The sequence below is a fragment of the Paraburkholderia xenovorans LB400 genome (genome assembly GCF_000013645.1).
In the GTDB taxonomy this organism is placed as follows: Bacteria; Pseudomonadota; Gammaproteobacteria; order Burkholderiales; family Burkholderiaceae; genus Paraburkholderia; species Paraburkholderia xenovorans.
Genome location: NC_007951.1, coordinates 1147450 through 1158904, shown reverse-complemented (window position 1 = coordinate 1158904; position 11455 = coordinate 1147450). Strand labels below are relative to the sequence as shown.

13 protein-coding genes are annotated in these 11455 nt (G+C 64.4%); 5 read left to right on the top strand and 8 right to left on the bottom strand.

Annotated elements, in window-relative coordinates; all coding sequences use genetic code 11:
- Positions 1–69 precede the first annotated feature (69 nt).
- The gene (locus tag BXE_RS05050; RefSeq protein ID WP_011487315.1) at positions 70–822 is read right to left on the bottom strand and encodes a class I SAM-dependent methyltransferase; all 753 of its coding nucleotides are present in this window, start codon (positions 820–822) and stop codon (positions 70–72) included.
- A gap of 171 nt (positions 823–993) precedes the next feature.
- Here BXE_RS05050 and BXE_RS05045 point away from each other — a divergent pair, with 171 nt between their 5' ends.
- The 3 genes from BXE_RS05045 (at position 994) to BXE_RS05035 (ending at position 4266) form a co-directional block, all read left to right on the top strand.
- Positions 994–1806: a helix-turn-helix transcriptional regulator gene (locus BXE_RS05045; RefSeq protein WP_011487314.1), complete on the top strand. Its 813-nt coding sequence runs from the start codon at positions 994–996 to the stop codon at positions 1804–1806.
- Between the two features lie 142 nt (positions 1807–1948).
- The gene (gene argH, locus BXE_RS05040) at positions 1949–3355 is read left to right on the top strand and encodes an argininosuccinate lyase (RefSeq protein ID WP_011487313.1); all 1407 of its coding nucleotides are present in this window, start codon (positions 1949–1951) and stop codon (positions 3353–3355) included.
- A 458-nt stretch (positions 3356–3813) separates the two neighbouring features.
- Positions 3814–4266 (top strand): energy transducer TonB family protein, encoded by a 453-nt coding sequence (locus BXE_RS05035; RefSeq protein WP_148222907.1) that lies wholly within the window; start codon positions 3814–3816, stop codon positions 4264–4266.
- A gap of 134 nt (positions 4267–4400) precedes the next feature.
- Here BXE_RS05035 and BXE_RS46400 read toward each other — a convergent pair whose 3' ends face one another.
- A complete protein-coding gene (locus tag BXE_RS46400; protein ID WP_158340915.1) occupies positions 4401–4553 on the bottom strand; it encodes a hypothetical protein in 153 nt (50 codons plus the stop codon).
- Between the two features lie 219 nt (positions 4554–4772).
- On the opposite strand from BXE_RS46400, the gene BXE_RS05030 reads away from it, so the two are divergent.
- Positions 4773–6080 carry an MFS transporter gene (locus BXE_RS05030; protein WP_011487309.1) on the top strand — a complete coding sequence of 436 codons (1308 nt, stop codon included), beginning with the start codon at positions 4773–4775 and terminating at the stop codon, positions 6078–6080.
- Positions 6081–6283: 203 nt separating this feature from the next.
- Positions 6284–6463, top strand: a complete 180-nt coding sequence (locus BXE_RS05025) for a hypothetical protein (RefSeq protein WP_038456718.1) — start codon at positions 6284–6286, stop codon at positions 6461–6463.
- A 57-nt stretch (positions 6464–6520) separates the two neighbouring features.
- Here the strand turns inward: BXE_RS05025 and BXE_RS47825 are convergent, their stop codons facing one another.
- The 6 genes from BXE_RS47825 to minC all read right to left on the bottom strand — a co-directional run bounded on the left by BXE_RS47825 (position 6521) and on the right by minC (position 11246).
- Positions 6521–6655, bottom strand: a complete 135-nt coding sequence (locus BXE_RS47825) for a hypothetical protein (RefSeq protein ID WP_267886364.1) — start codon at positions 6653–6655, stop codon at positions 6521–6523.
- 635 nt (positions 6656–7290) lie between these two features.
- A complete protein-coding gene (gene waaC / locus BXE_RS05015; protein WP_011487307.1) occupies positions 7291–8295 on the bottom strand; it encodes a lipopolysaccharide heptosyltransferase I in 1005 nt (334 codons plus the stop codon).
- Positions 8296–8577: 282 nt separating this feature from the next.
- A complete protein-coding gene (locus tag BXE_RS05010) occupies positions 8578–8889 on the bottom strand; it encodes a YXWGXW repeat-containing protein (protein ID WP_011487306.1) in 312 nt (103 codons plus the stop codon).
- A 322-nt stretch (positions 8890–9211) separates the two neighbouring features.
- Complete coding sequence (gene minE, locus BXE_RS05005) at positions 9212–9466, bottom strand: cell division topological specificity factor MinE (RefSeq protein ID WP_007175862.1); 255 nt, start codon at positions 9464–9466, stop codon at positions 9212–9214.
- A gap of 14 nt (positions 9467–9480) precedes the next feature.
- A complete protein-coding gene (gene minD / locus BXE_RS05000; RefSeq protein WP_007175863.1) occupies positions 9481–10296 on the bottom strand; it encodes a septum site-determining protein MinD in 816 nt (271 codons plus the stop codon).
- Between the two features lie 101 nt (positions 10297–10397).
- Positions 10398–11246, bottom strand: a complete 849-nt coding sequence (gene minC, locus BXE_RS04995; RefSeq protein ID WP_011487305.1) for a septum site-determining protein MinC — start codon at positions 11244–11246, stop codon at positions 10398–10400.
- Positions 11247–11455 lie beyond the last annotated feature (209 nt).

Below are 11455 nucleotides of genomic sequence, written 5' to 3'. Positions count from 1 at the left end.
CTGGTTGACTGCCGCATTCGGCTAACGGCAGAAGCCGGGCGCGACGAAGAACGTCGCGCCCGGCTTTTTTCATTGTGCCTCGATCATCAACGCGTCGAGCTTGAACGAGCCGTCTTCCTGCACGTCGAAATATTGACGGACTTCATCCGGCGCGGACGCCCACATCGAGCGAATCGCCACCACGCGTGGCTCCGGCGTGCGCATGCGCGCCACCCACGAGCTGAACTCGATATCGATGCGCCAGCGTTCGCGAATCGTTGCCCCGAACCCGGCTGCGGCGAACAACGCGATCCACTCGTCGGCGCGGTAATCGCGGATGTGCGAGGCATCGCGCAACAACTCGATCGCCTGGATATGCGTGTCGAGCAGTGGATGATCGCTGCCGGCGATATCGATGAACAGCACCTTGCCGCCCGGCTTCAGCACGCGCCGCACTTCGGCAAGCGCGAGCGGCACGTCGTGCCAGTGATGCGCGCTCATCCGGCTGATGACCCAATCGAACGAATGGTCGGCGAACGGCAGCACCTCGGCCGCGCCCTGTTGCGTGCGGATGTTGGCGAGGCCGCGCTCCTTCGCTGCGCCTTCCACGGTCGCGAGCATTTGCGGCGCGATGTCGTACGCGACCACGGCTTTCGCGTGCGGTGCCACCGCGAAACTCGCGTGGCCCGCGCCGCAGCCCATGTCGAGCACCGTTGCATCCGGCGTCGCCGCGATCGCTTCGGCCAGCGTCCGCAGATCGGCGCCGGTAGCATGCGTCGGACTCGTCAGATAGGCGGCGGCGGTCGAGCCGAAGGCGTCGGCGACCTGATCGTGATGCTTCATGGTGGGCTCCGGTTAGGTGTGTCGGGTAGCGCTGGCAGGCGTCGTGCCCTTTCAATCGCTACGAGCCGCTACAATAGAGCCCGCCGGGTACCAGTACAAGTTAAGCGATTATTCTGGTATCGCTATTACCTCCTTGCGCTTCGTCGACCCATCACCCATCGCCCGCTCAGAATGACCACGCCGTCTTCCGCCGACCACCCGCCGCCACTCGACGCCACCCCGGCCCACGCGCTCGGCGACTTCATCCGCGCTCACCGCGAACGGCTTTCGCCGCAAGCGGTCGGCCTGCCGCCCGGTCCGCGCCGCCGCACGCCCGGATTGCGGCGCGAGGAAGTCGCGCAACTGTGCGGCGTGAGCCCGACCTGGTACACGTGGATCGAACAGGGGCGCCCGGTTTCCGCTTCCGCCGAGGCGCTCGCGCGCATCGCGGTCGCGCTGCAATTGTCGCGCGCGGAGCGGGCCTATCTGTTCGAACTGGCCGCCCAGCGCGACCCGGCGGAGCCCGATCCGGCCGCCGCCGACGCGCCCGCCACCCTGCTGGAAACCGTCCAGCTCGTGAACGCGCCGGCCTACGTGCTCGACCGCCAGTGGAATGCGCTCGCGTGGAACGCGCGCGCCGCCGATCTGTTCGTCGGCTGGCTGGACGGCGCGCGCGACCGCAATCTGCTGCGCTACACGTTCACCGAACCGGCCGCGCGCGAGCTGATCGTCGATTGGGAAACGCGCGCGCGGCGGCTTGCCGCCGAATTCCGCGCCGACTCGATCCGCCATCTGAACGACGCGCCCACGCGCGCGCTGATCGACTCGCTGACGGCCGCGAGCGACGCGTTCGCGCGCTTCTGGGCGTCGCAGGACGTGGGCGGCCGCGAAGGTGGACGGCGCGAGTTCAATCACCCGCGCGACGGCCGCGTCGTGTACGACCAGATCACGTTCAAGCCGGCGCATCGCGAGGATTTGAAACTGGTGGTGCTGGTACGTGAGTAGGCGAGGAACTGGCTTTCAGCCTCCCCGCCAGTGTTAAAATCCCAGTCTTTCTTCGCTTCGGCGGCTGCTTTTGCACGGCGGGTGCATTCGCGTCGTCAGCCTCCTTACCGCTCGCTCAACTGCCGCTTAACTGCCCAACACCATGACGTCCCAACTGCACAAAAAAGGCGAAGCCTGGTCGGCTCGCTTCTCGGAGCCGATGTCGGAGCTCGTCAAACGCTACACGTCGTCGGTTTTCTTCGACAAGCGATTGGCGCTCGTCGATATCGAAGGGTCGCTCGCGCACGCCTCCATGCTGGCCGCGCAGAAGATCATCGCCGCCGACGACCTCACCGCGATCCAACGCGGCATGGCGCAGATCAAGGGTGAAATCGAGCGCGGCGAATTCGAGTGGCAACTCGATCTGGAAGACGTCCACCTGAATATCGAAGCGCGCCTGACCGCGCTGATCGGCGACGCCGGCAAGCGCCTGCACACCGGCCGCTCGCGCAACGACCAGGTCGCAACAGACATTCGCCTGTGGCTGCGCGGCGAGATCGACCGCATCGGCGGCCTGCTCACGGAACTGCGCACGGCCCTGCTCGACATGGCGGAGAAGAACGCCGCGACTATCATGCCGGGCTTCACGCACTTGCAGGTGGCGCAGCCGGTCACGTTCGGCCATCACCTGCTCGCTTACGTCGAGATGTTTTCGCGCGACGCCGAGCGCATGATCGATTGCCGCAAGCGCGTGAACCGCCTGCCGCTCGGCGCGGCCGCGCTCGCCGGCACCAGCTATCCGATCGACCGCTACGCAGTGGCGAAGACGCTGGGCTTCGACGGCATCTGCGCGAACTCGCTGGACGCGGTGTCCGACCGCGACTTCGCGATCGAATTCACGGCGGCGTCGGCACTCGTCATGACGCACATCTCGCGCTTCTCCGAAGAACTGGTGCTGTGGATGAGCCCGCGCGTCGGCTTCATCGATCTGGCCGACCGCTTCTGCACCGGTTCGTCGATCATGCCGCAGAAGAAGAACCCGGACGTGCCCGAACTCGCGCGCGGCAAGACCGGCCGCGTGAACGGCCATCTGATCGCGCTGCTCACGCTGATGAAAGGCCAGCCGCTCGCGTACAACAAAGACAATCAGGAAGACAAGGAACCGCTGTTCGATACTGTCGATACGGTCGCGGATACGCTGCGCATCTTCGCTGAAATGGTCGCCGGTATTTCGGTGAAGCCGCAAGCCATGCGCGACGCTGCGTTGCAAGGCTTCTCGACGGCAACGGATCTGGCCGACTACCTCGTCAAGCGCGGCCTGCCGTTCCGCGACGCGCACGAAGCAGTGGCGCTCGCCGTGCGCGTATGCGCGGATCGCGGCTGCGATCTGGCGGATCTGACGCTCGAAGAAATGCGCAAGGAACTGTCGAACGTCGCGCATCTGATTGGCGAGGACGTGTTTTCGTATCTGACGCTGGAAGGGTCGGTGGCGAGCCGCAATCATCCGGGCGGCACGGCGCCGGAGCAGGTGCTCGCAGCGGTGAAGGCGGCGCGCGAAGCGTTGAAGTAAAGGCGGCGTGCGATGAGGTGAGATTACAAACTCATCGCTTGCGCCAGACTTGCTTGGTGTTCGAGGTTTGGCAGCCTTGCAAACAGAAAGGCGAACTCGTTATTGGGTTCGCCTTTTGTTTTTGCGCCGCGCCAGTTCGGATGGAGCACGCCGCACACAAGAAAAAGCCCGCACGAAGCGGGCAAAATGAAAGACTTCCACCGATGCCTCTCGAAAAAGGCCACCAAAGTGTAGGCGTGTTTTGGCCGCACACCAATCCGGCCATATTTCAGCCTATTACAGGAACCAGGCCGCAAACCGCGGGCGAATGCCAATTGCTTCCTGGCAGCTTTCGACTACGATCGAGTTAGACCCTGTCGCGTGCTTCCCAGTCGATGCTCACCCGCACACGTCACCTTCGCCGCCTGCCCGGACGCCGTGTTTCCCACGTCGGCGTATGGCCTGCTCACGTACGCGGCATGCTGCTCGCCGCGGCGCTGGGCGTGGTCATAGCCGGCTGCACGATCACGCCGCCGCCTCGTCCGGTCGTCTCGACGCCCGCAGCCGCCCTCAACAGCGCGACGCTCGATCAGTATCGCGATGCGGTGGCGCGACGCATCATCGAACGCAATCCGTCTTATGTGTTGCGCGGCACGCCGCAGGCCATGCTGCGTTCGCTGGTCGTGGTGTCGTTCACGGTGGATCGTAACGGGCGCGTGGTGGAATCGTCGGTGTATCGCACCAATGGCGACGACGAAGCCGAAAGCACGGCGCTCGCCACCTTGCGGCGCGCCGCGCCGCTGCCGCAACCGCCCGGCAGATTGCTGAACGGCCGTGGCCAGTTGGAGCTCTTCGAAGACTGGCTCTTCAACGACGACGGCAAATTCCAGCTCCGCGAGCTCGCCTCGCCGCAAGCGCAAACCATCGACTGAACGCGCCTGAACTCGCCTGAACTCGCGCAACGCAGGCGGCACAACCGCAGCCGCCTTGCTGCGGCGCCGCCGCGCTCGCTATAATTTTCCGATTCCCTGCGCCGGAGCCTTCCGGCATGGCTCACGCCGCCCGCTCACCCGCCGGCGCGGCAAGAGCCCGATTGCAGCGGCGCTGCGCCATCCGCGAGCGCCGCCTGCTTGATGCACGATGCGCGCTTGCCCTGATCGCTCGCGTTCAGCGCCTCGCGCGTCATTCGCCGCCTTGCGTCGTTGGTCGCACGCGTCACGCAACCCGCCTGGTTATTGCCCTGGTATGGCCGCTTTCGCGGGCGAACTTCGCCGGCTGCCGTTGTAAGCTGTTGCTTCGTCGCCCGCGCCGCGCGTGGCCGCCCACAGGCCGCGAAGCGAGCAAGGCACACGAAACTTAAACAAGGATGCCGCCCGCACGCGCACAGCCGGCTCACGAACCGGCCGCCTCGCGGCATCACGACATTTGGAGACCCTGCATGTCCACTTCGCCGATTTCCGCGGCCCAGCCCAATGCGGCCGGGCAGAACAAGAGTTCGCGGATCATCTTCGCGAGCTTTATCGGCACCGCGATCGAGTTCTACGATTTCTACGTCTATGCGACCGCCGCGGCGCTCGTCATCGGACCGGTGTTTTTCCCGCACGGCTCGGCGACGGCGCAGGCCTTGTCGGCCTTCGTCACGTTCGGCATCGCCTTCGTCGCACGGCCGATCGGCTCGTTCCTGTTCGGCCACTTCGGCGACCGGATCGGCCGTAAGTCGACGCTGGTCGCATCGCTGCTGGTGATGGGCCTGTCCACCACGCTGATCGGCTTCGTGCCGGGCTACGATTCGATCGGCAGCCTGGCGCCGATCCTGTTGTGCATCCTGCGTTTCGGCCAGGGCATCGGCCTCGGCGGCGAATGGGGCGGCGCGGCACTGCTCGCCACCGAGAATGCGCCGGCCGGCAAACGCGGCTGGTTCGGCATGTTCCCGCAACTCGGGCCCTCGATCGGCTTTCTGGCTTCCAACGGCCTGTTCTTCGCGCTGGCGCTGTCCCTGAGCGACGAACAATTCCGCAGCTGGGGCTGGCGCGTGCCGTTCCTCGTGAGCGCCGTGCTGGTCGCGCTCGGCTTGTACGTGCGCCTGAAAATCGCCGAGACGCCCGCGTTCCAGGCGGCGATCGACCGCAAGGAACGCGTCAAGGTACCGATCGCCACGCTGCTGTCGCAACACTGGCTGCCCACTCTGCTCGGTGCGCTCGCGATGGTGGTCTGCTACACGCTGTTCTACAACGCCACCACGTTTTCGCTGTCGTACGGCGTGTCCGTGCTGCATATTCCGCGGCCCACGTTCCTCGGTCTGCTGTGCATTGCCGTGGTGTTCATGGCGCTCGCCACGCCGCTGTCGGCCTGGGCCGCTGACCGCTATGGGCGCAAGCCGGTGCTGATCGTCGGCATCATCGCGGCGATCCTGTCAGGCTTTACGATGGCGCCGCTACTCGGCAGCGGACAGACGCCGCTGGTGCTGCTGTTCCTCGTCATCGAGCTGTTCCTGATGGGCGTGACCTTCGCGCCGATGGGCGCGCTGCTGCCCGAGCTGTTCCCGACCAACGTGCGCTATACCGGCGCGGGTGTCGCGTATAACCTCGGCGGAATTCTCGGCGCATCGGTGGCGCCGTATATTGCCCAGATGCTGGTCGCGCGCGGCGGGTTGCCGTGGGTCGGCGCCTATGTGTCGATTGCCGCGGCCGTCAGCATGGTCGGCGTGCTGTGCATGCGCGAGACTCGCGACACGCGGCTGATGTAATGCGAGACGCCACATTGGATTAGCGCCCCCACTCTCCCAGTGCCGCCGCAGCGTGCGATTCTCGCGCCGCGGCGGCACCGTCCCCTCTCCGCTTTACACCCGCCGCCTGGCCGCGCATTCCTGAGTAAATCCCCTGCCTTGCGCGTCTTTTTGACATGCCTATACTCGACTCCAATAACCCTATGGCGAGCAGGGAGGCACACATGAACGTTCATCTTCACAATGCGGATATCGTCATGATCATTGCGCTGGCGCTGCTGTGTTCGCTGCTGCTTGCATTACGCTTTCGGCCGGCGACATGGAAAGGCATTGTCGTGGAAGCGTTGGCGGCGAATGCGGCGGCCATTGCCGCCGTCGTCGCGTTCGAAATGCTGCTGGCCTGAGGTGCAGTTAGATGCCGCCGCTCGCGCCTGCCGCGCCGCGGCACTTAGCCCGCGTAGTTACCGGTAGTAATAGCCGCCGTGGTGATAGTAGCCACCGCCGCCGTAATAGCCCGGTGCCGGTGCGACGATGCAGCCACTGAGTGCCGTTGCGAGCAGCGTGCCTGCGATCAGGCTCAAGATTAAACGTTTCATATTGTTCTCCATCGAGTCAGAGTCATTCGAGCCGAAACCCCGAATGACTCGATTGAACACGACGGCGCCTCGCGCGAGCGTTGCCATTTGTAAGGGAAGATCACGGCGGTGTTACATGATCGAGGCGCGCAACAGGCCGCATCCGAAGCGCGATCGCGACGAATTCACGTCAGAGGAAAACACCACCTATACTTGGCTGAACATGCCGGTCCGGCGCGTGCCTTGCTGGCGGCGCATACGCGGCGCCAATGAAAATGCCGGCGAGCGCGCATGCGATCAGACACGCGGCACTGCTGCTTCTGCTCCGCGCGAAAAATGCGCGAGTAAGCCAATTAGGCACTCAACGAAAAGCGACAGATTTAACAGGCGTGTAATGCGCGGCGCCGGTTGCAACAGCAGCAGCGGGGAGGCCGAAGCAATGCACGTGAACGTGCAGTCACTCGCGCTCGATGCGCTGCATGTGAAGTACAAACGAATCCACGGTTCCTCTCCGCCCGCTGTTCCCCGACGCGGGCGTTTTTCGGAGGCGTTACGAGGCAGCGCCCGTTTGATCGGGCGGCCTGCACGTCACGCCTCTTTTCTTTTCGGGCAAACGATTGCGCATTGCGCAAGAAAGACGGCGAGAGCCGCGTCGCTCAGGCCGTGGCCGCGCCGTGTTGCACGGCCACCGCATGCGGCTCGGTATGAACGTAGTCGATCGCCTCGAGCGCGGCGCTGACGGACGGCACTGACTCGCCGTCACCGATCGAGATGGAGCGGAACGGCGATTCGATGCCGTAATGCGACGGCGGCGTCGCCACGAAAATCATCACCACGCGCTTTTGCAGCGCGTGCGCGAGATGGACGAAGCCGGTGTCCGTGCCGATCACGAGGGCGCACGCGTCGATCATCTGCGCGATTTCGGTCACGCTCATTTTCGGCAGCACGGTCGCGCCCGGCAGTTGTGCCGCGATCTGCTCCGCTTCGATCCGCTCGCCTTCCGAGCCCCACGGCAGCACCAGCTGAAAACCGCGCTGCGTCAACTCGCGACCGACCGCCACCCAATGAGTCAACGGCCACTTCTTGTCGTCTTTCGAGGTGGCGTGAAAAAACGCCGCGACCGGTGCGCCATTCGCAACGAACGGCAGCCCGGTGGTCTCCGGCAGCCGCAGCTGGAACACGGCCGGACCTTCTATCTGGTAGCCGAGCGCCTCGCCTACGTTGATCCGCATGCCGTGCCATGCATTGCACTGCGGACGCCGGCCGAACCGCCCGGTGTAAGCGAATGCGGCGCCGCGCTCGCCGAGATCCGGAGCCTGATAGCCGATGCGCCGCGACGAGCGTGCCAGAAACGCGATGATCGCGCTCTTGTACACCCCCTGAATATCGATGATGAAATCGTAGCGGTAGGCGCGCAGTTCGGCGATCGACGCCCAGATCGATTTGAAATCGGCCCAGCGGCGCGCTTTCTTGAAGCGGCGCAGCGGCGCGCACAGCACGCGGTCCACGTTCTCGCTCCATTGCACCACTTCGGCGAATGCTTCGTCAGCGGCCCAATCCACCTGAACGCCGGGAAACGCGCGTTTGATATCGGCGACGACCGGCAGAGCCTGCACGATATCGCCGAGTGAAGTGACCTTGACGATAAGGACTCGCTTCATTGAGGACCTGTGAGTTGTTCGAACATCCGAACATTTTAGCCGACGAATGCAATGGCCTCTGCCGAACCGCGCAGCGTGCACTTCGGGCATTAATACGGCGGGTTACACCGCACGCCCCGCATGCCGCACTTTTACACCATTTCAAAATACTTTCATACCGGCTCGCGGCCGCCGCGCCGAGCGCATGGGCCGCACCTGTGTCGCCGAAATGGAATGGGCGGCACGGCGCGGCAGTTACCGCGCCGTGCCTCAAGCTGCCGAAGCGCGAGCCTCCGGCGCCACTTACGCCCAGTGGCCTTCAACCCAGCGATAGTGCGGGCCGTGCGCGACCCAGTGGCCCGGCACCCAGTGATAGCCGACGCGCTCAGCCTGCCAGTGGCCGCCTATCCACACATAGCGGCCATGATCCCAGCGCCAGTGACCGCGATCCCACACGTAGCCGACGCGCGGCGCGGGCACCGCTTCGTAGCGCACGGGCGGCGGCGCGGAAGGCGCGATCACGACGACTTCTGCGGCCGAAGCCGACGCCACGGCGGCTGCGCCAGCGGCGATCAATACGGTGTTGGCGAGCATCAAACGAAAGGTCTTGTTCATGTTTTCCCTCTGTAGGTGAACACCGAAGGCGGCGTTACCCGTTTAATGCGCGAGGGGACGCGACGGCTGACCGTGCGCGTGTAACGCCACACGCCGAAGTGCAACGGATTATTTCGATGCGCAGCGAACGCGCGCGAAAAGCCTGTGCACGCGCGCACGAACGGGCGCCGAGGCAGAAGACAGGGCAAGGAGGAACGACAGCGCGGCGCGACCCGGCGCGCTCACGCACTTCGCCCCGTCACGTCACGTCATTGCGACACAACGCAGCGAAGCACGCGGCACGTCGCAGGAAACCGGCCGCGAAACGGAACAGACCCGGCAATCAGGCCTGCGGTATTTCGATCTTGACCTCGAGCACTTCGAGATCGTCCTGGCGTTCGAGGCTCACGCGAATATCCTCATGGGAAATCTTCACGTACTTCGAGATCACGGCCACCAGTTCGCGTTGCAACGCAGGCAGGTAATCGGCAGGCGCATGGCCGCCGGCGCGCTCATGCGCGATGATCAACTGCAGGCGTTCCTTCGCTACCGACGCGGACTTCTTCTTCTCGCCCAGCAAAAACGAAAGAATCGACATTACGTGCGCTCCCCTTACTTGGTGCCGAAGAGGCGCTGCAGCAGCCCGGGCTTCTGGTAGTCGGTAAAGCGAAGCGACTTCTGCTCGCCGAGGAAACGCGACACGACGTCTTTATAGGCTTCGGCCACATCGGTGCCGTCCAGATGCACCGCCGGCAAGCCCTGGTTCGATGCGTGCAGCACCGCTTCCGATTCCGGAATCACGCCGATCAGGTCGATGCGCAGAATTTCCTGGATGTCGGTGAGCGACAGCATTTCGCCTTCGCTGACGCGCTTGGGGTTGTAGCGGGTGATCAGAAGGTGTTCCTTGATCGGCTCCTTGCCTTCGATCGCGCGCTTGGTCTTCGACGACAGAATGCCGAGAATACGGTCCGAGTCGCGCACCGATGAGACTTCCGGATTCGTCACGATCAGCGCTTCGTCGGCGAAATGCATGGCGAGCAGCGCGCCCGATTCGATACCGGCCGGCGAATCGCAGACGATGTACTCGAAATCCATCGCGATCAGGTCGTTGATGACCTTCTCGACGCCTTCCATTGTCAGGGCGTCCTTGTCACGCGTTTGCGAGGCCGGGAGGATGAACAGGTTCTCGCACTTCTTGTCCTTGATGAGCGCCTGGTTCAGATTCGCTTCACCCTGGATCACATTGATCAGGTCGTACACCACGCGGCGCTCACAACCCATGATGAGGTCGAGGTTACGCAGGCCGACGTCGAAGTCGATCACGGCGGTTTTGCTGCCACGCAGAGCGAGGGCTGATGCAAAACTCGCGCTCGTGGTCGTCTTGCCCACGCCACCCTTGCCCGAAGTCACCACAATGATTTTTGCCATTACCCTTACCTTGTGTTCGTCAGATTCATCAATTATGTGCGGCCTGTTTGCCCGAAACGCCGCGTGCCCCGGATTGATCGAGGCGGCGCGCTTCACGTCGCTCAGGTGAGCCGCAATGGTTCGATCATCAACTTTTCTTCTTCGAGCCAGATCTGCACCGGCTTGCCGAGCACGTCGGCCGGCAGCGGGTTCTCGGTCGTTCGATAGATGCCCGCGATCGAGATGAGTTCCGGCTCGAGACACGTGCAGAAAATGCGCGCGTCGTGATTGCCCTGCACGCCGGCCAGCGCCCGGCCACGCAGCGGCGCGTAAATATGGATGTTGCCTTCCGCGATCACTTCCGCGCCGTAGCTCACGAGACCGAGCACGACCAGGTCGCCCTTGGCGTAAATGCGCTGACCGGAGCGCAGCGGCTTGTCGACCACCATAGTTTGCGACGAGGTGGCAAGACGCACCGGCTCCGCGGCAGGAGCCGGCTCGACAGCGGCGGCCGTGGCCGGCGTGCCGCTTTCCGGCGTACCGGCCACGGACTCGAACAGATCGGCCGGCGGCGTGGCCGTCGCGGCGGTCGCAGCCGGCGCCGCAGCAGCGGCATTAGCGCTTTCTTCGTCGGCGGATCTGGCTGCCGCGCCGCGGCGGTCGCGCGCTTCGAGCAGCGGCAGCGCGGATTCCGCCGCCCACGCCTGCTGCGCATCGGCGACCACGCCGACCGGCCGCATGCGCACGCTATCGAGCAGTTGCGCGATGTCGGCGAGCGCCACGCGTTCGTTCCCGGCGAGGCGCCGCACGTCGATCGCGACGACGTCGTTAGCGAAAAACTCGGGGGTCGCCTCGAAGCGCCGGGTCAGTTCGGCACGCATGGCCTCGAGGTCGGTTGTCTTGACCACGAACAGGAGCGTGTCGACAGAGCCGCTGCGAAGTTCGAAAAAGGGCGATTTCTTGGGCGACATAGCGTTCTGCAAAAAATTTTGCGTATTTTACAGGCGTCGCCGCGCGCGGCGAGCTTTTTTGCCGGGAGAGCGGGCCGCCTCGATAACGGCGCGGCCATGCGCGGCCCACCCGGTGGATTCGCAACGACCCTGCGGCTGCCGATGACATGGCCGACAAGCGGGCCACTCAAACCGCGCTTCACGCCGATGACCCGGCGACGCACGCTGGC

Coding starts and splice junctions, on each gene's coding strand:
- BXE_RS05050 (WP_011487315.1), bottom strand. CDS start 822: ATGAAGCATCACGATCAGGTCGCCGACGCCTTCGGCTCGACCGCCGCC.
- BXE_RS05045 (WP_011487314.1), top strand. CDS start 994: ATGACCACGCCGTCTTCCGCCGACCACCCGCCGCCACTCGACGCCACC.
- argH (WP_011487313.1), top strand. CDS start 1,949: ATGACGTCCCAACTGCACAAAAAAGGCGAAGCCTGGTCGGCTCGCTTC.
- BXE_RS05035 (WP_148222907.1), top strand. CDS start 3,814: ATGCTGCTCGCCGCGGCGCTGGGCGTGGTCATAGCCGGCTGCACGATC.
- BXE_RS05030 (WP_011487309.1), top strand. CDS start 4,773: ATGTCCACTTCGCCGATTTCCGCGGCCCAGCCCAATGCGGCCGGGCAG.
- BXE_RS05025 (WP_038456718.1), top strand. CDS start 6,284: ATGAACGTTCATCTTCACAATGCGGATATCGTCATGATCATTGCGCTG.
- BXE_RS47825 (WP_267886364.1), bottom strand. CDS start 6,655: ATGAAACGTTTAATCTTGAGCCTGATCGCAGGCACGCTGCTCGCAACG.
- waaC (WP_011487307.1), bottom strand. CDS start 8,295: ATGAAGCGAGTCCTTATCGTCAAGGTCACTTCACTCGGCGATATCGTG.
- BXE_RS05010 (WP_011487306.1), bottom strand. CDS start 8,889: ATGAACAAGACCTTTCGTTTGATGCTCGCCAACACCGTATTGATCGCC.
- minE (WP_007175862.1), bottom strand. CDS start 9,466: ATGTCGATTCTTTCGTTTTTGCTGGGCGAGAAGAAGAAGTCCGCGTCG.
- minD (WP_007175863.1), bottom strand. CDS start 10,296: ATGGCAAAAATCATTGTGGTGACTTCGGGCAAGGGTGGCGTGGGCAAG.
- minC (WP_011487305.1), bottom strand. CDS start 11,246: ATGTCGCCCAAGAAATCGCCCTTTTTCGAACTTCGCAGCGGCTCTGTC.